This is a genomic window from Pallidibacillus pasinlerensis, assembly GCF_009996845.1.
GTDB lineage: Bacteria > Bacillota > Bacilli > Bacillales > Caldibacillaceae > Pallidibacillus > Pallidibacillus pasinlerensis.
Genome location: NZ_JAACYS010000031.1, coordinates 1 through 20,609, shown reverse-complemented (window position 1 = coordinate 20,609; position 20,609 = coordinate 1). Strand labels below are relative to the sequence as shown.

The 20,609-nt window shown below is 34.4% G+C and carries 18 protein-coding genes, 3 pseudogenes and 2 riboswitches; of the genes and pseudogenes, 17 read left to right on the top strand and 4 right to left on the bottom strand.

What is annotated here, in order from left to right; all coding sequences use genetic code 11:
- Positions 1-96 precede the first annotated feature (96 nt).
- The 6 genes and pseudogenes from nagA to GW534_RS08085 all read left to right on the top strand — a co-directional run.
- A complete protein-coding gene (gene nagA / locus GW534_RS08110; RefSeq protein ID WP_161920543.1) occupies positions 97-1,272 on the top strand; it encodes an N-acetylglucosamine-6-phosphate deacetylase in 1,176 nt (391 codons plus the stop codon).
- 1 nt (position 1,273) lies between these two features.
- Positions 1,274-2,005 carry a glucosamine-6-phosphate deaminase gene (nagB, locus tag GW534_RS08105; RefSeq protein ID WP_161920542.1) on the top strand — a complete coding sequence of 244 codons (732 nt, stop codon included), beginning with the start codon at positions 1,274-1,276 and terminating at the stop codon, positions 2,003-2,005.
- Positions 2,006-2,180: 175 nt separating this feature from the next.
- Positions 2,181-2,357 (top strand): hypothetical protein, encoded by a 177-nt coding sequence (locus tag GW534_RS08100; protein ID WP_161920541.1) that lies wholly within the window; start codon positions 2,181-2,183, stop codon positions 2,355-2,357.
- A gap of 183 nt (positions 2,358-2,540) precedes the next feature.
- A complete protein-coding gene (locus tag GW534_RS08095; RefSeq protein WP_161920540.1) occupies positions 2,541-3,158 on the top strand; it encodes a 50S ribosomal protein L25 in 618 nt (205 codons plus the stop codon).
- Positions 3,159-3,558: 400 nt separating this feature from the next.
- Complete coding sequence (gene codY / locus GW534_RS08090; protein ID WP_161920539.1) at positions 3,559-4,338, top strand: GTP-sensing pleiotropic transcriptional regulator CodY; 780 nt, start codon at positions 3,559-3,561, stop codon at positions 4,336-4,338.
- 97 nt (positions 4,339-4,435) lie between these two features.
- Positions 4,436-4,720, top strand: a pseudogene (locus GW534_RS08085) (EAL domain-containing protein); the annotation flags it as partial.
- Between the two features lie 117 nt (positions 4,721-4,837).
- Here the strand turns inward: GW534_RS08085 and GW534_RS08080 are convergent.
- Positions 4,838-5,746 (bottom strand): EamA family transporter, encoded by a 909-nt coding sequence (locus tag GW534_RS08080; RefSeq protein ID WP_161920537.1) that lies wholly within the window; start codon positions 5,744-5,746, stop codon positions 4,838-4,840.
- A gap of 226 nt (positions 5,747-5,972) precedes the next feature.
- Between GW534_RS08080 and GW534_RS16775 the strand changes: the two are divergent.
- From GW534_RS16775 to GW534_RS08050, 7 genes and pseudogenes are all read left to right on the top strand, one after another.
- Positions 5,973-6,547 (top strand): annotated as a pseudogene (locus tag GW534_RS16775) (LytS/YhcK type 5TM receptor domain-containing protein); the annotation flags it as partial.
- A 9-nt stretch (positions 6,548-6,556) separates the two neighbouring features.
- Positions 6,557-7,753 carry a histidine kinase gene (locus GW534_RS08075; RefSeq protein WP_407670454.1) on the top strand — a complete coding sequence of 399 codons (1,197 nt, stop codon included), beginning with the start codon at positions 6,557-6,559 and terminating at the stop codon, positions 7,751-7,753.
- Positions 7,746-8,483 carry a LytR/AlgR family response regulator transcription factor gene (locus tag GW534_RS08070; protein ID WP_161920536.1) on the top strand — a complete coding sequence of 246 codons (738 nt, stop codon included), beginning with the start codon at positions 7,746-7,748 and terminating at the stop codon, positions 8,481-8,483. Before GW534_RS08075 ends, GW534_RS08070 begins: the two co-directional genes overlap by 8 nt.
- A gap of 177 nt (positions 8,484-8,660) precedes the next feature.
- Complete coding sequence (locus GW534_RS08065) at positions 8,661-10,472, top strand: carbon starvation CstA family protein (RefSeq protein ID WP_161920535.1); 1,812 nt, start codon at positions 8,661-8,663, stop codon at positions 10,470-10,472.
- 176 nt (positions 10,473-10,648) lie between these two features.
- Positions 10,649-10,834: riboswitch (Lysine riboswitch) on the top strand.
- A 158-nt stretch (positions 10,835-10,992) separates the two neighbouring features.
- Positions 10,993-11,835 carry a transporter substrate-binding domain-containing protein gene (locus GW534_RS08060; RefSeq protein WP_161920534.1) on the top strand — a complete coding sequence of 281 codons (843 nt, stop codon included), beginning with the start codon at positions 10,993-10,995 and terminating at the stop codon, positions 11,833-11,835.
- A gap of 73 nt (positions 11,836-11,908) precedes the next feature.
- Positions 11,909-12,658: an amino acid ABC transporter permease gene (locus GW534_RS08055; protein ID WP_161920533.1), complete on the top strand. Its 750-nt coding sequence runs from the start codon at positions 11,909-11,911 to the stop codon at positions 12,656-12,658.
- Between the two features lie 28 nt (positions 12,659-12,686).
- Positions 12,687-13,454, top strand: coding sequence for an amino acid ABC transporter ATP-binding protein (locus tag GW534_RS08050; RefSeq protein WP_161920532.1), 768 nt, complete (start codon positions 12,687-12,689; stop codon positions 13,452-13,454).
- 70 nt (positions 13,455-13,524) lie between these two features.
- Here GW534_RS08050 and GW534_RS08045 read toward each other — a convergent pair whose 3' ends face one another.
- Complete coding sequence (locus GW534_RS08045; protein WP_161920531.1) at positions 13,525-13,965, bottom strand: OsmC family protein; 441 nt, start codon at positions 13,963-13,965, stop codon at positions 13,525-13,527.
- A 194-nt stretch (positions 13,966-14,159) separates the two neighbouring features.
- Between GW534_RS08045 and mbcS the strand changes: the two are divergent.
- A pseudogene (gene mbcS, locus GW534_RS08040) lies at positions 14,160-15,745 on the top strand (acyl-CoA synthetase MbcS).
- A 1,020-nt stretch (positions 15,746-16,765) separates the two neighbouring features.
- Here the strand turns inward: mbcS and trhA are convergent.
- Positions 16,766-17,413: a PAQR family membrane homeostasis protein TrhA gene (gene trhA / locus GW534_RS08035; protein WP_161920530.1), complete on the bottom strand. Its 648-nt coding sequence runs from the start codon at positions 17,411-17,413 to the stop codon at positions 16,766-16,768.
- 175 nt (positions 17,414-17,588) lie between these two features.
- Between trhA and GW534_RS08030 the strand changes: the two genes are divergently transcribed.
- From GW534_RS08030 to GW534_RS08020, 3 genes are read left to right on the top strand one after another with little or no spacing between them, the layout of a single operon-like run.
- Positions 17,589-18,170 (top strand): DUF1836 domain-containing protein, encoded by a 582-nt coding sequence (locus tag GW534_RS08030; RefSeq protein WP_161920529.1) that lies wholly within the window; start codon positions 17,589-17,591, stop codon positions 18,168-18,170.
- Positions 18,167-19,564, top strand: coding sequence for a protoporphyrinogen oxidase (hemG, locus tag GW534_RS08025; RefSeq protein WP_161920528.1), 1,398 nt, complete (start codon positions 18,167-18,169; stop codon positions 19,562-19,564). The genes GW534_RS08030 and hemG overlap by 4 nt, the downstream gene beginning before the upstream one ends.
- Before the next feature lie 11 nt (positions 19,565-19,575).
- On the top strand, positions 19,576-19,941 hold the full coding sequence (locus tag GW534_RS08020) for a PH domain-containing protein (RefSeq protein WP_161920527.1): 366 nt from the start codon (positions 19,576-19,578) through the stop codon (positions 19,939-19,941).
- Positions 19,942-19,994: 53 nt separating this feature from the next.
- Here GW534_RS08020 and GW534_RS08015 read toward each other — a convergent pair whose 3' ends face one another.
- Positions 19,995-20,486, bottom strand: coding sequence for a QueT transporter family protein (locus GW534_RS08015; protein ID WP_161920526.1), 492 nt, complete (start codon positions 20,484-20,486; stop codon positions 19,995-19,997).
- 7 nt (positions 20,487-20,493) lie between these two features.
- Positions 20,494-20,538: riboswitch (PreQ1 riboswitch) on the bottom strand.
- Positions 20,539-20,609: the final 71 nt, after the last annotated feature.

Below are 20,609 nucleotides of genomic sequence, written 5' to 3'. Positions count from 1 at the left end.
GCTAAGCTTTATTTATGTAAAAAGTTTCCTAATTTTACCGCTTTTGTTCTATATTTATTATTAGAAAATCGTTGGCAATATAAAGGAATGAATTTTATGAACATATATATTAAAAATGCTCACATTTTTTTGGAAAATAAGGAAAAGATACACGGTAGTATTTACATTGAAAGCGGAAAAATAAAAAAGATATATGCTGAACAAAGCTTACTTGATGCTGATAATTTTCATATTGGGGTAAGAGTAATTGACGCGACCAATCTAAACTTAATTCCAGGCTTTGTCGACGTTCATATTCATGGTGCAAATGGCGCGGATACGATGGATGCTACTGAAACTGCTTTGGATACAATTGCCCAATTTTTACCAAAAGAAGGCACCACAAGCTTCCTTGCAACAACAATCACTCAATCACATAAAAATATTGAAGCAGCTTTAAAAAATGTGGCTTCTTATAAAAATAAGCCAGGCCAAGCGGAACTTCTCGGCGTTCATTTAGAGGGACCGTTTATCGAAAAATCGAAAGCAGGTGCCCAACCTGTTCAACATATAATAAAACCGGACATAGAATTATTTATGAAATGGCAAGAAATATCTGAACATAGTATTCGAACCGTTACAATGGCACCTGAGATGGATGATGATGGAAGATTCATTAAAACACTTGTCAAAGCGGGAATAAATGTTTCTGCAGGACATACAGCAGCAGGTTTTACAGGTATAAAAAAGGCGGTAAATTATGGGATTAGCCAGTTAACCCATTTATGTAATGCGATGACCGGTATCCACCACCAAGATATTGGCGTCGTTGGAGCGGCATTTCAATTGAAAGAGTTAAAAGCAGAATTAATTGCTGATGGAATCCACGTTGTACCGGAAATGTTACAGTTAATTTATAATAATATAGGTAGTGAACGTTTAATCCTTATAACGGATGCAATGAGAGCGAAAGGAATGCCTGATGGAAATTATGAATTAGGTGGACAAAAGGCAATTGTTCGCGATGGTAAAGCATTGTTAGAGGATGGGACTTTAGCAGGAAGTATTTTAAAAATGTGTGATGGAGTTAAACGAATGTATACTCTTGAAGGTGTTTCAATGACCGACATCATACAGATGGCATCAGTGAACCCTGCAAAACAAATTGGAGTCTACGATCGTAAAGGAAGCATTACGGTAGGGAAAGATGCGGATTTATTGCTTGTTGATGATGATTTAAATATTAGATATACTTTTTGCTGTGGTGAAATTGCTTTTAGGGGAGAGATTTAATATGAAGATTGTGAAAGTGAAAGACTATGAAGAAATGAGTCAATATGCAGCTGATTATCTTATAAAAAAAATTAATGAAATAGATTGTCCTGTACTTGGTCTTGCAACAGGTTCAACACCTGAAGGTATGTATGAAAAACTAATTCAAGCGAATAAAGAGGGGAAAATCTCATTCAAAAATATTACGACATTCAATTTAGATGAATATGTAGGTCTTTCAGAAGAAGACCCGAATAGTTACCATTTCTTTATGAAAGATAAATTACTAAATCATGTGGATATTCAAGAAGGAAACTACCATATTCCAGATGGGAATAAAATTGATTTAGAAAAGGAATGTCAAAATTATGAAAAGCTCATTCAAGAAGCAGGTCGTATTGATATACAAATATTAGGTGTAGGTGTTAATGGTCATATTGGTTTTAATGAACCTGGTACACCTTTTACAAGTAGAACACATATTGTCGAATTAAGTGAATCTACAAGACAAGCGAATTCGAGATTTTTTAATTCTATAGATGAAGTTCCGACAAAAGCCATTACGATGGGGATTGAAACAATAATGGAAAGTAAAGATATTATGTTACTAGTCTCTGGCGAACAGAAAGCAGAGACCCTCGCGCGATTATTAGAAGGCGAGGTGAGTGAAGATTTTCCTGTATCTGTGCTTAAAAAACATAATCATGTAACATTGGTTGCAGATGAAGCTGCACTTTCAAAAACAAAAATTTAATATGAATAAGAAACATAGTTAGCTGTCATTTACTTGGCGGCTTTTTTTGTCTTTATAAGCTTGATAATCCTTTATCAAACCTTGTTACATAAGGACGATAAAAAAATATTCCATTAGTCAATTTGCCTTTCAATCTGGTGGTGTAGGTTCATACTTTGATAAACCGAGAGATCATATGTATACACCATTACTTCGTACACCTGAAGAAAGGCAAGAACATGCATCAAGAGACGTTAAAAATATTGAAGAATTTATCGATGTATTAGATTTACCTAAAGTTGTTGAGACTTTAAAAGATTTAGACGAATATACACAAAATGTTAGTTTACCGAGATTTCCTTGGATTAAATAGTTGTTAATAGATTTTTTAGGCGGACATTTTTGTTCGCCTTTTTTCATATAAAATAGTATAAAATCCGAAAACTTTGATAAAAAGTACACAGTTTACTATAATAATAGTGTTGTACTTCTTAGACTATCAATTAATTAATTTTATATTGATGTCTAAAATTCTGAAAACGGAAGGTGACGTGCTATGAGTACAGAGTTAGTCGCAGAAGTTCGAAAGGATTTTAGGAGATCAGTATTAAACCAATTAAGAAGTAATGGTTATATCCCTGCAGTTGCTTATGGAAACAAAGAAGAAACAACTGCGATCTCTGTGAAAAAGGGAGAATTATTAAAGCTTTTAAGAGACAAAGGTAGAAACGTAGTTATTGATTTAACAATCGATGGAGCGGTTAAAAAGGCAATTTTAGGAGACTATCAAGTTGACCGTCTCACTCAAGATGTTATTCATGCAGACTTCTTATTCGTCGATCGGACAAGTGAAATTGAAACGAAGGTTCCGGTAGTGATTGAAGGCGAAGCTGAAGGCACAAAAGTTGGAGGCGTATTACAACTTACTTTACATGAACTTGACATCACGGCAAGAGTAACAGAAATTCCAGATCAAATAACCTTGGATGTAACAAGTTTAGCAATTGGTGACACAATTAAGATCGAGGATATTAGAGATCAATTTCAATCAATTAGAATAAATCACGAAGATGAGGAAACGATTGTTTCCGTTGTAACAGCAAGTTCAAATGTAGAAGAAACTGATGAAGAAGCAGCGCAAGAACAGCAAGAAATAGCAGAACAACCAGTTTAATATGAAATTAAATAGAATTATTTAATCTAGATAAATAGGGGGACTCCGATTTTAAGGGGTTCTCTTTTTTGTTATGTTTGTAAATTGAAAGGAAATCTGATGTGAATCACTCAACTTTTCATAATGATACAAGGAACCTGTCCCTCTGTATCAAAAATATACTGTGTTAAACAATTCGAAAAGTTCACAATGTATTTGTTGTAATTTGTCGAATTTTATATTATTATTAGTGTTTGGGTGGGTGTTGTAGTAATTTATTTTCATTTATTAGGACTTTTGTGAAGTAGATAACGACATTTTCCTATATAGAGACATTATAATGATAAAGAATAGAGAAAAGTCCTATGATTAATTTAATAAAAAATACACATAATAATAAAAAATTATAGGAGGATTTATTGTGGACTTATTATCAAAAACAAGAAAAATTAACGCATTGTTACAAAGTACTGGTGCAAGACCCGTTAATTTTGAAGAGATGGCAGATACATTAAGCGAAGTAATAGATGCTAACGTTTATGTTGTTAGTAGAAAAGGAAAACTTTTAGGTTTAGAAGTACCTCAACGTATTGAAAGTGAAAAAATGAGTAAATTGTTCGAGGAAAAACAATTCTCCGAGCAATATACTAATAACTTATTCAATATCCGTGAAACAACAGCGAACATTGATGCAAAGAGTGAATATTCAGTATTCCCGAGAGAAGATCAAGATTTAGTTCCGAACGCTTTAACAACAATCGTTCCAATTAACGGTAGTGGAAAACGTTTAGGCACATTAATTCTTTCCCGGTTAGATAAGGAGTTTAATGATGACGATTTAGTTTTAGCTGAATACGGTGCAACAGTTGTTGGAATGGAAATTTTACGTGCAGAATCAGAAGAATTAGAACAAGAAGCACGTAGCCAAGCTGCTGTACAAATTGCAATTTCTTCTCTATCTTATAGTGAATTAGAAGCAGTTGAACATATTTTTGAAGAATTAAACGGTAAAGAAGGTATTTTAGTTGCTTCTAAAGTAGCAGACCGTGTTGGTATTACTCGTTCAGTAATCGTTAACGCGTTAAGAAAGTTAGAAAGTGCTGGTGTTATCGAATCTCGTTCTTTAGGTATGAAAGGTACGTATATTAAAGTATTAAATGACAAATTCCTTGGCGAATTAGAAAAAGCAAAATTACATTAAGAATAGCTTGTAATTTTGTTGGAGGACATGTAATTGTTCCTCCTTTTTTTCATTTTTCCTGCCAAATATCCCTTTTATTCATTGAGAGGATTTTGGTACGGGGTATTCATCATTAAATTATTTACGGATGATTTCTATTAATTCATTGAAAATCGACCGTTCCTATATATGTCAAATGAATGAACATAAAGAGGATTGGGCGATTGTTAAAACGATTATTCAATTAGCCCATGAATTAAATTTAAAAGTTATTGCAGAAGGCGTTGAGGAAGAGTACGAGTTAAAATCATTAAAAGAAATCGGTTGTGATGAAATTCAAGGTTATTTTATAAGTAAACCATTACCTTCCCGTGAATTTGAACAATTACTTCTACATAATTAATGATAAAAGGCGAACCAAAACAGGGAAACGACGTGAGTAAATATTTTTTCGTCATACTGTTAAGGTTGCCTTTTTATGTAATAAAGTCCGTTGGATTCTTATAAAAATTTCACTTAATTATAATTCCTCTGCGATTCCTAATACAGCGATACCAATCATAACAATGGCGATTACAATATAATACGCTTTGTCGAGTTTTTCTTTTAAGAAAATACGCGATAAAATAACGGATACGATACTGTAGGATGCAATAAGAGGTGCTGTAATTACAGCGTTACTTGCAATCGCAAATACATAGAAAAATTGTCCGGCAGTTTCAAAAATAGCAGCTGTCGTACGAACAGGTTCTTTAAACACGTTAAAATTGTCCTTCTTAATAAAACGAATATAAATGTAACAAACGATTGCAACGATGAACCAAGAAAACTCATACGCTAAAAGTGCTGAATCCTCACTAATTAATTGCAATTCATCTAAGTAAATTCCATCAGCAAACGTACCTAAAGCATCGATAATGGCATAAAGAATTGGGAAAGTAATTGCTAAAACACTTAGTTGGTATTTTGGATCAATCTTAGCTTTATCCGATTGTAAAGCAAGTGATTGTGCACGTTTTTCTAAAACACCTAAACCAATAACCCCACCTGTAATCAAAACAATACCAAGAACATTTAACCAACCAATTGGTTGTGGGAAAAATATTAGTAATAGTATTGCAGTAATCGCTCCTGAAGAGTTTTGTACAGGGGAAGAAATGGATAGTTCAAGATAACGTAAGCCAAAATAACCGATTATCATAGAAAGAATATAAAGTGCAGATACCGGTAAGTATCTCACCATGTCAAAGAGATCAAAGCTAATGTCTTTAATAATGATATAACTAAAGGCATGTATCCCCATTACAAGCCCGACCATAATCGATACTTTTAAATGGCTGTATTTATCCTTGGCGTCTGAACCTTTTTTATAGAAAAGGTCAGCAGCTCCCCATGATAAAGTTGTTAAAACGGCAAATAAAAACCACATAGAAAATTCTCCTTTATTCAGTTTCTTATTTGTAGTAAAAGATAAGCAATTATTTATATGTGTCCTTTTAGAAAACTACACCATTATACAATAAAATCTATGACATTTCTATTTGTTAAAAATTTCAGTATATACAATTTTTGCTATTAAAATAGTTATCTTAAGTCATTCTTTAGACTATGAAAATACTGTATACTATAGTTGTAGAAACAAAAAAACTATTTACATGATAGGTAGGATTAATATGTTTACCCTCGTACCGTTTATGATTGAAAAGATAGGTATTATTCTTATTGTTGCACTCTTGCTTTCACAACTGCGTTCTTTTCGAAAAATTATTCAAAACGAACAAAGTCAAAAGGATAAAGTATTATTGCTATTTCTATTTGGACTATTTGGCATCATTAGTAATTATACGGGCATAGAGGTTTTTGATAGAAATACAGAATATTTAAGCTGGCATTCTTTTATCGATAATGACGATGCTATTGCAAATACAAGAGTGTTAGGGATTGTGATTGGCGGTTTAATTGGTGGACCTGTTGTCGGTATGGGTGCAGGATTAATCGCCGGTATTCATCGTTACTTTTTAGGTGGTTTTACCGCTTTTGCCTGTTCAATTTCAACAATTATTGCCGGGGTGTTGCAGGATATTTAGGTGAAAAAAGAAGACAAGCTGGAAAGAAAATTACCGTAGGATTTGCTGTTTTAATCGGAATGATTATGGAGTCTCTACAAATGCTTATTATTCTTTTAATTGCAAAACCTTATCACCTTGCTTTAGAATTAGTGGGTCAAATCAGTTTCCCAATGATTGTGATTAATGGGTTAGGAACGATGTTATTTATGTTCATTATCGAACATGCACAGAAAGAAGATGTTCGCATGCGTGTTTTGCAAACGGATACAGCATTCTCGATTGCGGACAAAACTTTACCTTACTTTCGTGAAGGTCTAAATATTGACTCATGTAAAAAAATATCTGAAATCATTCTTAATAAGACAGAAGCTGATGCGGTGGCGATAACAGATGAACATATGGTATTAGCCCATGTTGGTACAGCAAGTGACCATCATAAGCCATTTTTGAAACCGGAAACAAAACTAACGAATCGAGTACTTATTACGGGGAAAGTGGATGTCGCACGTTCAAAGGCACAAATTGGCTGTTGGGAACATGATTGTCCTTTAAACGCAGCGATTGTAATTCCTTTAAAGGTGAAAAATAAAATTGCTGGGACATTGAAATTGTATTATAAGAATCCAGCAAAGTTAGATCAAGTTCAAGAGCATTTAGCTAATGGGTTAGCAGAACTATTTTCAACTCAATTAGAACTTGTTGAAGTTGAAAGACAGGCAAAATTATTAAAGGATGCCGAGATTAAGGCGCTACACTCGCAAATCCATCCACACTTTTTATTTAATAGTTTAAATACAATTTCTGCCCTTTGTCGTAAGAACCCTGAAAAGGCTCGTGAGTTATTGTTACAGCTAAGTTCCTTTTTCCGTGGGAATATTCACGGTGCAAGAAAACTATTTCTACCGTTAAAAAAGGAAATTGAAGTTGTTCATGCTTACATTGCGATAGTACAGACGAGATTTCCTGAAAAATTTCAATTTCATTTTCAAGTGGAACCGACAGTTGAAAACTGCTTAGTCCCACCATTTATTTTACAACCCCTTGTGGAAAATGCGGTGAATTACGGTTTTCCAGGAAGTAAAAATAGAGGAGATATTTACATTCGGATATATCCTGAAAATAATTTATTAAATATTGTCATCGAGGATAATGGAAAAGGGATAGCTAGTGAGAAATTGAATCAACTTGGGAAAAAAGTTGTCCCTTCGAATAAAGGAAATGGAACGGCGATTTTTAATATATTTGAACGTTTAAAAGGCTTATATAACCGACAAGCAAGTATGAACATTGAAAGTATAGAAGAAGTAGGAACAAAAATCTCAATTACTATACCAATTAAAAGGGAAGGGGATGTTATTAATGCTTAAAGCCTTTGTTGTCGACGATGAGCCACTAGCAAGGGATGAATTGAAATATATATTAAATCGAACAAAAGAAGTTAAAGTATTAGGTGAAAGTGACAATATTGAAGAAGCTTTTACAGATATTGCTCTTATTCAACCAGATATCGTATTTTTAGATATTCAGCTTGATGAAGAAAACGGATTGACGTTGGCGAAGAAATTGGACGAGTTGCAAACTGTCCCTGCAATTTGTTTTGTAACTGCATATGATGAATTTGCATTACAAGCCTTTGATACAAATGCAGTCGATTATGTGTTAAAACCATATGATGAAAAACGAATTAAAAAAACATTGGATAAAGTAAACAGTATGAGGAAACAGGGGGAGAATGAAGAAGCGGTAAAAAGTAATGTGAAAGCTGAAAAAACTGAAAAATTAGCTTTGAATATAGATGAACGAATTGTTTTAATAAATCCAGCTGATATTGTTTATTTAGAGGCTACAGAAGGTAAGATAAAATTGAAAACGGTTAATAATGAGTATATAGTAACTGAAACATTATCTGGATTAGCTAAAAAGCTAGAAAATTATCCAATTTTACAAGTTCACCGAAGTTTTATCGTGAATACAGAATTAATTATGGAAATAGAACCGTGGTTTAATTCGACATATAACTTATTAATGATAGATGGTTCGAAAATACCGGTTAGTAGAACGTATGCAAAAGCATTAAAAAGTTTTATTGGTATATAATTTATAAGTCATTTGTGACAAATTTATAACATTTTTTCAACAAAATTTGCATTTTATCACTTGTGTACTGTTTTTCACCTCTTCAATCTTGCAAGTTACGATGAAAAACATAAAAGAGCGTTTTCATTTTGTAAAATGGCATTGAACGTAACTAAAGACAGAGGAGGAAAAATTACAATGAATGCGGTTACAATCGTTATTGGATCTATCTGTATTCTTATGATTGCCTATCGTTTATATGGTACATTCATGGCGGCAAAAGTTTTACGAGTGCAAGAATTGGAAAAAGAAATGCAACCGCCTTCCCATAAACATGATGACGGAAAGGATTACGTCCCGACTAATAAGTGGGTTACTTTTGGACACCACTTCGCGGCGATTGCTGCTGCAGGTCCATTAGTTGGTCCGATCCTGGCAGCACAATTCGGTTATTTACCTAGTTTACTTTGGTTATTAATCGGTGCGGTTATCGGGGGAGCAGTTCACGATTTAGTCGTACTAGTAGCAGCAATGCGTAGAGATGGTAAATCATTCTCTGAAATTGCGAAAGAAGAGCTTGGTCCTGTTGCTGGTTTTTGTACTGGTTTAGCAATGTTATTTATTATTACGATTACAATGGCAGGACTTTCTTTAGTAGTATTAAATGCTCTTGAAAGAAACCCTTGGGGAACATTTGCAGTTGGTATTACAATTCCAATCGCAATGGCCGTTGGAATTTATCATAGAAAGACTGGTAATTTGAAACTGGCGTCTATCGTCGGATTTACCTTAATTATGGTAGCCGTTATATTCGGTCAACATATAGAAGGTACATGGTTAGGAGATATATTAACACTTGAAAGTAGTACTCTAGCAATTATTCTTCCAATCTATGCTTTCTTTGCAGCAGCTTTACCAGTTTGGTTATTATTACAACCTCGTGACTACTTAAGTACATTTATGAAGGTTGGGGTTTTCGGTGCATTAATCGTTGGGGTTCTGTTCATTAATCCTACAGTTCAATTCCCGGCGTTTACTGAATTCCTTGGTGGGGGACCAGTTGTAACAGGTCCAGTATGGCCATTTATTTCCATAACGATCGCCTGTGGTGCAATTTCTGGTTTCCACGTATTCGTTAGTTCTGGTACAACATCAAAAATGATTAACCGTTGGGCAGATGCAAAACCAGTTGCGTTTGGTGGTATGTTAGTAGAGTGTGTTGTTGCAATTATGGCTTTAATTGCAGCGGTATCATTACAACCTGGTGATTACTTTGCAATTAACTCAACACCTGAGAAATATGCAGAATTAGGAATGGAAACGGTTCACTTAGCGGAACTTGAAGAAAAAGTAGAAATGGATTTAGAAGGAAGAACAGGTGGAGCGGTAACACTTGCTGTTGGTATGACAGAAATCTTTACTGCGATTCCATGGTTTGAAAACTTAGCTTCATTCTTCTATCAATTCGTCATATTGTTTGAGGCTGTGTTTATATTGACCGCGATTGATGCAGGAACGCGAACGGCCAGATATTTAATCCAAGACTTCGGTGGTAACTTCTTTAAACCGTTGAAAAATATGAACTCCCTTGGAGCAAATATTTTCGCCAGTGCGCTTGCCTGTGTAATGTGGGGATATCTACTATTATCAGGAGATATTAGTTCCGTTTGGGCACTGTTCGGGGTATCAAACCAGTTAATGGCTTCAATCGGATTAATCGTTGGAGCAACAGTTATTCTTAAAATCGCTAAAAAACGTCGCTACATGTTAACTTGTTTAATTCCATTAGCATACTTATTTGTAACAGTTATGGTTGCTGGTTACTGGATGATTACAAATGTATACTTAAATCCAGAAGCTGGTGGTTATAACGTATTAAACGGTATTCTTTCTATCATCATGTTAGTTCTTGGGGTTGTTATTCTTGTCTTCGCTATTAAAAAGTGGACAGAATTATGGAAGATTCCTCAACCTCAATTAAATGAAATGGCGAGAAGAGAAGTCGCTTAGTAGTAATTTAAAAGGTCGTCTCATATAATGGGATGGCTTTTTAAAAATAAGAGAAACCCTAGTTTATAAAGATAATTATATGTATTTTAAAATTTTCCCATTAATTTTATTGGTTGACAAAAAAGTAGTTAAGTTGTAATATGGTTTTTGTCAATTTAATAGAATCCTCACTACACCAGTGAGGTAGAGGCGCGGTATTTAACAGTCCTTAGGGGAGCTTGAGAACGCTATGAATCTAAGGAGAAGGAAATATCGCCGAAGCTTGTAATATTTCTCAGTATTACTTGCTGGGCTTACAGAGAATATCTGTAAGACTGTCTCAGGTATTTCATCCCGTATACCTGAGTTGTGCTATCTCATTTAGGGAAAAGTAGGGGGGACTTGTTGTACAACAAAAATTGGATGTCAACGGCCTGAGTTCACCTCAGGTCGTTTTTTCGTTTAAAAAAACGAATGAAAAGTAATATATATATCATGTTAAGAGATATATTGGTAAAAAATACTATTAGGAGGGGAATAGATGAGAAAGAAATTATCTTTATTTATTGCACTTTTATTTGTAGTTGGATTTTTAGCAGCTTGTGGTGGAGGGGATAAATCAGGTAGTTCCGATTCCGGTTCTAACGAAAAGGATACGTTTGTTGTAGGTCTAGAAGCTGCCTATCCACCATTTAACTGGTCCCAGAAAGATGATTCCAACGGTGCTATTAAAATCGACGGTTTATATGAGTATGCTGGCGGTTATGACGTTGAAATTGCAAAACGAATTGCTGAAGGACTTGGAAAAGAATTAGTAATTGTAAAAACTGATTGGGAAGGACTTATTCCTTCATTAAATTCTGGGAAAATCGATGCAGTTATTGCTGGAATGTCCCCTACTGAAGATCGTAAAAAAGCAATTGACTTTACAGATAGTTACTATAAATCTGATTTAGTTATGGTAGTTCAAAAAGGAAGTCCATATGAAAATGCTACTTCAATTCAAGGTTTTAGTGGTGCAAAAATTACAGCACAGTTAAATACATTCCACTATACAGTAATTGACCAAATTGAAGGTGTGGACAAACAACAAGCAATGAATGATTTCTCAACAATGCGTGTAGCATTAGAAACTGGAAAAATTGATGGTTATGTTTCTGAACGTCCAGAAGCAGTATCAGCAACAGCAGCGAATGATAAATTTACCTTTGTTGAATTTGAAGAAGGGTTTGAAACATCAGATGAAGACACAGCCATTGCAGTAGGATTGAAGAAAGGCAGTGACTTAACTGAAAAAATTAATGAAATATTAGCTGGAATTTCTGAAGAAGAACGTGAAGAAATTATGGATAATGCAATCCGTAATCAACCAGCGGCACAATAATTTTTAAGAGGTTGTCCTATTTGGAATTGCCAAATAGGGCATCCTCCTGTTTATACACTAGGAGGAATTTACTATGAATTTTGAGGTAATTGCCGATATATTTATTAATAATTGGGACGCTTTTTTAAGAGGTGCGGGCGTTACTTTATTAATTGCCATCGTAGGTACGATTATCGGTTCAATTATAGGATTAATTATAGGTGTCATTCGGACCATTCCAACACCTGATAGTCGAGTGAAACGAATTTTTCTACGAATTGTCAATTGGATACTTTCATTTTATATTGAAGTATTTCGTGGCACACCGATGATGGTACAGGCTATGGTAATTTTTTATGGATTAGATTTAGCCTTTGGAATAGATATTGATAATATGACAGCAGCATATTTAATTGTGTCTGTAAACACAGGTGCGTACATGGCGGAAATTGTTCGTGGTGGTATTTTATCAATTGATAAGGGACAATTTGAAGCTGCCCATGCTATTGGAATGAACCATTTCCAAACGATGATGAATGTTATTTTACCACAAACGATCCGTAACATATTGCCTGCGACAGGAAATGAATTTGTCATTAATATTAAAGATACATCGGTTTTAAATGTTATCTCTGTATCTGAACTATTCTTCGCTTCTAATACGATTGCCGGCGCAAACTTCATGTTCTTTGAAACCTTCTTTATTACTTCAATCATTTATTTAATCTTGACCTTTACTGTGACAAGAATATTACGATTATTAGAACGGAAATTGGATGGTCCTGATAATTTCAATTTAGTAGGTAATCAAATGCAAGTTGATATACCTAAGTTTAAGGAATAAGTGCTTTATTTTGAAAGGAAGGTTATAAATGGATACATTAGCTCAACCAGCAGATACTCAAACTGAAACAATTATTGATATTCAGCATTTGAGCAAATTTTTTGGTGAACGTGAAGTATTAAAGGACATTAATTTTTCTGTTAATAAGGGTGAGGTTGTTAGTATAATTGGTTCTTCCGGATCAGGGAAATCAACCTTACTCCGTTGTATAAATTTATTAGAAAAACCGAGTGGCGGGAAAATTATTTTTGAAGGTACGAATATTTTAGAAGATATGAAAGATGTTAACCAACACCGAACAAAAATGGGGATGGTTTTCCAAAGTTTTAATTTATTTAATAATTTAGATGTACTAGGTAATTGTATCGTTGGACAAATGAAAGTATTAAAACGTTCAAAAGAAGAAGCTACAGTAAAAGCATTAAAATATTTAAAGCTTGTCGGAATGGATCAATTCATTCACGCAAAACCGAAGCAATTATCTGGGGGTCAAAAACAGCGGGTCGCTATTGCCCGTGCACTTAGTATGGACCCCGATGTGATGCTGTTTGATGAACCAACATCAGCACTTGATCCGGAAATGGTTGGTGATGTTCTTGATGTCATGAAAAACTTGGCTGACAGTGGATTAACAATGATCATTGTGACACATGAAATGGATTTTGCACGAGATGTATCTGACCGCGTTGTCTTCATGGACCAAGGTGTCATTGCAGAAGAAGGCCCACCAGAACAAATCTTCAACAATCCAAAACAAGAACGGACGAAGGCATTTTTAAGACGGACATTAAAATAGTTGAAAAGAAAGGACTGCAAAATAAATGCAGTCCTATTTTTGTAATATGTTTTTTTATCAAAACATTATTTTACTTAATTGTAACCTCTAATTCCAATTCAACATTCCCTTGGATAGCTCTAGAAATCATGCAAGATGTCTCTGCTTTTTCAGCAAGGCGCTGGACAAGTTTTTTCTCCCGGTCTGTAGCTTCTTTCTTTAAAACAATCGTTGGCCGATGAATTATTTTTTTATATGTAAATACACCGTCTGTCACATCGACAATTCCTTCTGATTCCATATGTAAATCTTCTTTTTCAATACCACTTCGTTGCATCATGGCAGCTAATGTAATGATATAACATGTAGCCGCAGCTCCTAATAGCATTTCATCTGGATTCGTGCCAACACCCGGTCCGTCCATTTCTGTTGGAATTGAAATTTTCGTCTTTAAATTACCTGATTCAATTTCACCAACATCATTTCGTAGGCCGGGCCAATGTGCTTTTAAATAAAAATGGTGTAAAGCCATAAAACTCCCTCCTTATTTTCTTTTTAACAATAAGTGAATTTTTAGTGAATGTCAAAATATTGAGTGATAATAAATATAATCGCAATAAATAGGTTCTCAAATGGGATTTTTTAAAAAGGTGGTTATTAATATTCAAAAATATTAAAATATTGTATAATTTTAACTGATAATTCAGTATTTAGGGAGGGTATATTATGGAGAATTTAGTGGCACCACAATATTATAATTTCACGCAAGAGGTTGAAAAATATGCTACAGATCCAAACAAAATAGCAATTAAATGGGTAAGTGCAGAACGTGAAGTTAAAGAAGTTACTTATGGAAAACTCGTTGAAAAAATGAATCAGTATGCTAATGCATTAACAAATCTTGGGATTAAAAAGGGAGACAAAGTTTTAATTATCTCTCCAAAAGTCCTTGAGTCCTATTATATTTATTTAGCATGTTTTAAATCAGGGATTGTAGTCATTCCTTGTTCAGAAATGCTTCGTGCACAAGATTTATCGTATGGCATTAATCACTCAGGGCAGTAGGAGTTATTGTTTACAATCATTTAACGACTGAAATTGATGCTATTAAGGAAGTGACGCCTACTTTAAATTTTAAACTTACGATTGGGCATGAAAAAACAGAAGGATGGATTTCTTTATCTGAATTAGCGGTGAGTGAAAGTACTACGTTTACTGGCGCGAAAACGAGTAGAGATGATATGTCGATGCTACCGTATACATCTGGTACGACAGGAAATCCAAAGGCAGTTGTACATAATCATGGTTGGGCCTATGCACATTTACAAATCGCCTCAAAACAGTGGCTTGATATAAAGGAAGGAGATTTAGTGTGGGCAACGGCAGCGCCAGGTTGGCAAAAGTGGATTTGGAGTCCGTTCGTTTCAACCCTTGGTCTAGGTGCAACTGCCTTTGTTTATAGAGGTCGTTTTGATGCAGAAACGTATTTAGAGTTATTACAAGATTTTAAGATTAATGTGTTATGTTGTACGCCGACAGAATACCGTTTTATGGCCAAGCTCGATAATTTATCAAAATATGATTTACGTAATCTTCGGAGCGCGGTATCGGCAGGTGAACCATTAAACGTACAAGTAATTGAAACATTTAAAAAGGAGTTTAATATTACGGTTCGTGACGGATATGGTCAAACTGAAAATACGTTAATAGTCGGTGTTTTACCAGAAATGGCAATAAAAGAAGGTTCAATGGGAAAACCTGTTCCTGGCTATAAAATTGAAGTTATTGATGAAGATGGTGAGCCTTGTAAACCTGGGGTTATTGGTGATATCGCAGTTCATAATAGTACAGCAACACTTTTCAAAGAGTATTATAAAGATCCTGAAAAAACAAAACAGGCTTATCGTGGCGATTGGTATTTAACTGGCGATCAGGCGAGGAAAGATGAAGATGGCTATTTCTGGTATGTAGGCCGGAGTGACGATATTATCATTAGTTCTGGTTATACGATTGGTCCGTTTGAAGTAGAAGACGCATTAACGAAACATCCAGCTGTAAGGGAGTGTGCTGTTGTAGCTAGCCCGGACCCTGAACGTGGTAATGTTGTAAAAGCCTATATTGTTTTGAGAGATTCAGTTAATACAGATAAGAAAGCGTTGAAGAAGGAACTGCAAGAACATGTAAAGACGTTGACAGCACCGTATAAATATCCGAGAAAAATTGAATTTATTGAGGAATTACCAAAAACGACATCTGGGAAAATTCGTCGGGTAGAATTAAGAGAGCGGGAAAGACAATTGCAAAGTAAATAAATCAAGGGCAACGGTGATTTTTTCTGAGTTTATGATTAGGGAGTCTGATTTAATGGGCTCCCGATATTTTTTTGGGTAAAAAATTAAAGTATGTATTTGTAGAATTGCTATCCAACGCCTAATTTGGATATTTTAATTCGATAAGTGTCTATAGAACACTTGTATGAGAGGAACTTTCAGTTTATATGAGTAAGAAGTGTTAATAGAATACTTGTGTGAGCAGAACTTTTGATGAATAAGCCGAAGAAGTGCTCATAGAACGCTTATATGAACAGAACTTTTGGTCAAAGATCTGAAGAAGTGTTCATAGAACGCTTATATGAACAGAACATTCGTTGAATAGGAAGAAGAAGTGTTCATAGAATGCTTATATGAACAGAACTTTTGGTAAATAGGGAGAAGAAGTGTTCATAGAACGCTTATATGAACAGAACTTTTGGTGAATAGGGAGAAGAAGTGCTCATAGAACGCTTATATGAACAGAACTTTTGGTGAATAGGGAGAAGAAGTGCTCATAGAACGCTTATATGAACAGAACTTTTGGTGAATAGGGAGAAGAAGTGTTCATAGAACGCTTATATGAACAGAACTTTTGGTGAATAGGGAGAAGAAGTGTTCATAGAACGCTTATATGAACAGAACTTTTGGTGAATAGGGAGAAGAAGTGTTCATAGAAAGCTTATATGAACAGAACTTTCGGTGATTGGGCCGAAGAAGTGCTCATAGAACGCTTATATGAACAGAACTTTCGGTGATTGGGCCGAAGAAGTGCTCATAGAACGCTTATATGAACAGAACTTTTGGTGATTGGGCCGAAGAAGTGCTCATAGAACGCTTATATGAACAGAACTTTTGGTAAATAGGGAGAAGAAGTGTTCATAGAACGCTTATATGAACAGAACTTGAGTAGTTTAAGCCCAAGAAGTGCTTATAGAATGCTTGTCCGAACAATGAAAAAGGAAGATGTCGGAACGGTTGCATACTAACTTCCCACATCTTCCTTTAAATTTAAAGGTTTTTTTACAACACATATAAATAGATACTTAAGAAATGTGCTAAACTGCCAAGGAGAATAAAAATATGAAATATCTCATGAAATCCCCAGTTTTTAAACTTTAAAAATTTCGGTTCCGTTCCATAAATGATCCCGCCGATTGTATAAAATAGTCCACCTAAAATTAGTAGAACAATTCCACCTGTTTCAATCGATTTTGATAACGGTGAAATAATGAAAGCGGCCATCCATCCCATTCCGATATAAAGGGAAGTACTTAACCAACGTGGACATTTAAACCAAACCATTTTAAAAATAACGCCACAAACGGCCATCCCAGCGATTACTGCAAACAAACTCCATCCAATCGGCCCCTCTAAAGCGATTAAACAAAACGGTGCATACGTTCCCGCAATTAATATAAAAATCATCGAATGATCGAGTTTACGGAAAAAGCGAATAACAGCATCTTTAGCCTTAACCCAATGGTAAGTCGTTGAAGCAGCATATAGCAAAATCATACTAATTCCAAAGATTGTAACGGCGGTAATTGCTAAACCGGTTCCAGATGTTGACCAAGCTTTAATAATTAAAGCGACTAATCCAAAGACTGAAAGTACAGCACCAAACAAATGTGTCAAACTATTAATAGGTTCACGAATATAATTTTCCATTTTATGACATCCTTTACTATTTAACGTAGTTATTAAAACTACTTACAATCATATAATGATTTTATCATCTAGTCAACATTTACATATAAAAATAAAAAAGGTAAAATTTATGTAACAATAAATACAAAGGATTTTCATTGAAATTCTACATACAAATAATATCCGGAGGGGTAAAGTGAATAATATAGATAAATTTTTAGATGATTTAGGTTTAAACGATTATTTAAAGTTGGAGGATATACCTGAAATTGATTTATATATGGATCAAGTAATTCAACTATTTGAAAAAAAGTATGCTAAAACAAAACGGGATTCAAAAGATAAAATTTTAACAAAAACGATGATTAATAATTATGCAAAAGGGAGATTGTTTTTCCCGATAAAAAACAAAAAGTATTCTAAAGAACATCTCTTATTAATTAGTTTTATTTATCAATTAAAAGGAACAATCACAATCAGTGATATTAAAGTTGCATTGGAAAAATTAAATAAAAAAGTTGTGAATGAGAACTTTGCTTTAGATGATTTATATGAAGCACATACAAATCTTATTTTGGAACAAGATGAACGCTTCAAGAAAGAGTTTAAAGTTAAAGCGGGGGAAGTAACGGAAGCGGCAGAAAAAATAGTAGATCCGGATTCCGATTACATAAAGCAACTGTTAATGATTTTATCCTTATCTCATATGAGCAGCCTGTATCAACGGGCGGCAGAAAAATTAATTGATCAGTTTCGGCAAGAGGGGGAAGAGAATTGAAAACAGTTTTAATACTTGGCGGAGGTATAACGGGATTATCTACCGCTTATGAATTAGAAAAACAATTTAACGGACAAGAAGAAGTAAACATAGTATTGGCGGAAGCATCCTCCAAATTAGGTGGGAAAATTCGCACAGAAAAGCAAGATGATTTCATTATGGAAACGGGTGCGGATTCAATTGTTTCGCGTAAAATTGTTCCTACTGGGTTAATTGAAGAATTAGGTATTCAGGATGAAGTTGTGTACAATTCAGTCGGAACGTCCTATTTATTTGTTGATGGAAAATTAAAACAAATTCCAGCAGATTCGGTTTTTGGTATTCCTGCAAGTATCCGTGCCCTTGTCGAATCTGAATTAGTATCGGCTGAAGGAAAAATTGAAGCTTTAAAGGACTACTATACAAATGATCGGAAGTTTATTGGTACCGATTCGATTGGTGAATTTTTAACCCATTATTTAGGAAAAGAGTTAACAGAAAAACAAATAGCACCTGTTTTATCAGGTGTTTATTCTGGGAATTTGAATGACTTGTCCATTCAATCAACAATGCCTTATTTATTAGAATATAAGGAACGTTACGGAAGTATTTTAAAAGGTATCGAGAAGAATAAAGAAAGCTTTTTAGGGAATAACGAGAAAAAATTCCTCTCATTCCAAAAAGGTTTATCAACAATAATAGATGCCTTCGAAAAACAGTTAACACGGACAGAAATAATGCTAAGTCATGAGGCGGTAGAGATTGTAAGCCTAGATAACAAATATGTGGTCCGATTTAACAACGAATCTGAAGTAACGGCTGATTATATTGTATTAAGTATTCCACATAATAAAGCAGAAAATCTTTTTGCTAATGAACAATTAAAAGAGGTCTTTTCTGACTTCCAGATGAATTCCATTATTACTGTTTATTTAGGGTTTAATGTTCCGGATGAAATTTTACCTGAAAATGGAACAGGGTTTATTACGACACCAAATGAATCTTTAATTTGTGGTGCATGTACGTGGACAAGCCGTAAATGGAAGCATACATCAAAAAATGGCAATCTCCTTGTTCGCTTATTTTATAAAAATAACCATCCTCGCTTTGCGGAAATTAAGGAAATGGGTAACGAAGAACTAATCGGTATAGCGCTATCTGATTTAGAAAAAAGTTTACAGTTAAAAGAAAAACCAATCGTATGTAATATTACGAAATGGATGGATCAAATGCCTACCTATCAAACATCACATCCAGAAACGGTAGGAAAACTGGAAAAAATTTTAGAAAACAATTTTCCTGGAATATTTATCGCTGGATGTTCGTATTATGGCGCAGGGATTCCTGACTGTATTGAAAATGGAAGGGAAACCGCAAAAAAAGTTGTACATACTATTGTTGAAAGGGTTAAATAGGAGGAAATAGGATGACGGATGTAGGTGCAATTATGGAATGGACGTTTTATGAGGAAGTTCCAATACCTGAAGAAATTCAAGAAGTGTTAGTTGAAGGGGAAATACCTGAAGTTGCTTATCGGACGGTTCGTGATGTTGCAGTTATAACGAATAAACGTTTTATAATCGCAGACAAACAAGGAATTACGGGGAAAAAGGTAGAAATTTATACAATCCCATTTAAGTCTATTGATATGTACTCATCAGAAAACGCTGGTCGACTCGATTTTAATGCAGAAATTGAATTTTGGACTCGTACAGGGAAATTTAAGTTGAACTTAAATAAAAAAGTCGATATTCGGAAATTAGATCGAATCATCGCATCCCATATTTTATAATGAAAAAGCTATCCATCGGTTAAATTTAAAAACCTATCGGATAGCTTTTTAATTTATTTTTTAAATAATTTATCAAAATGAACACCTTTATGAATTGCATACATAATTGGCATTGTAATTAACATAACAGCAATTTCACCAAGTATTAGTACACCCCATGTTTCAAAAAATGGAGTACCGAAGGCAATCTTTAGTTCCCAAGCAACGATGAAAATCATGAAACTAAATACAAGGGAATTTAGTACCATTCGTGCCCAAATGTTTTTTACATATTTTCCAAGGAAAATAACAATAGCTAAAGAAATAGCGGTATGGGCAACACCGAAAGTGATGTCTAATACTTTCATCGGTGATAATAATAGATTTGCTAAAAATACACCGATTACGATACCGTAAAAATACTTTTTGTTAAAAACAATTAAATGATTAAACATTTCGGATAACCTTAATTGTACGGCACCGAAAGCAAGCGGTTGTACTAAAAAGGTGACAGCAATATAAAGTGCAGCCACAATCCCGCTAATGGAAATAGTTCTAATATTCATATTAATCCTCTCCTTAGTTTTTTTACGTGGGATGGTTTCGAACCACGTCGGATGCCTCCGATAAAAAAAGACAACTTTATTATAATATTACTTTTTGTTGTGGAATGCAAGAGTTGTACAGTA

Bases quoted from the DNA above. Each gene is read 5' to 3' on its own strand.
- GW534_RS08100 (WP_161920541.1), top strand. From the start codon at position 2,181: ATGTATACACCATTACTTCGTACACCTGAAGAAAGGCAAGAACATGCA.
- GW534_RS08055 (WP_161920533.1), top strand. From the start codon at position 11,909: ATGAATTTTGAGGTAATTGCCGATATATTTATTAATAATTGGGACGCT.
- trhA (WP_161920530.1), bottom strand. From the start codon at position 17,413: ATGGAAAATTATATTCGTGAACCTATTAATAGTTTGACACATTTGTTT.
- GW534_RS08075 (WP_407670454.1), top strand. From the start codon at position 6,557: ATGATTGTGATTAATGGGTTAGGAACGATGTTATTTATGTTCATTATC.
- GW534_RS08015 (WP_161920526.1), bottom strand. From the start codon at position 20,486: ATGAATATTAGAACTATTTCCATTAGCGGGATTGTGGCTGCACTTTAT.
- GW534_RS08080 (WP_161920537.1), bottom strand. From the start codon at position 5,746: ATGTGGTTTTTATTTGCCGTTTTAACAACTTTATCATGGGGAGCTGCT.
- GW534_RS08070 (WP_161920536.1), top strand. From the start codon at position 7,746: ATGCTTAAAGCCTTTGTTGTCGACGATGAGCCACTAGCAAGGGATGAA.
- GW534_RS08095 (WP_161920540.1), top strand. From the start codon at position 2,541: ATGAGTACAGAGTTAGTCGCAGAAGTTCGAAAGGATTTTAGGAGATCA.
- nagB (WP_161920542.1), top strand. From the start codon at position 1,274: ATGAAGATTGTGAAAGTGAAAGACTATGAAGAAATGAGTCAATATGCA.
- GW534_RS08045 (WP_161920531.1), bottom strand. From the start codon at position 13,965: ATGGCTTTACACCATTTTTATTTAAAAGCACATTGGCCCGGCCTACGA.
- GW534_RS08065 (WP_161920535.1), top strand. From the start codon at position 8,661: ATGAATGCGGTTACAATCGTTATTGGATCTATCTGTATTCTTATGATT.
- nagA (WP_161920543.1), top strand. From the start codon at position 97: ATGAACATATATATTAAAAATGCTCACATTTTTTTGGAAAATAAGGAA.
- GW534_RS08020 (WP_161920527.1), top strand. From the start codon at position 19,576: ATGACGGATGTAGGTGCAATTATGGAATGGACGTTTTATGAGGAAGTT.
- GW534_RS08060 (WP_161920534.1), top strand. From the start codon at position 10,993: ATGAGAAAGAAATTATCTTTATTTATTGCACTTTTATTTGTAGTTGGA.
- GW534_RS08050 (WP_161920532.1), top strand. From the start codon at position 12,687: ATGGATACATTAGCTCAACCAGCAGATACTCAAACTGAAACAATTATT.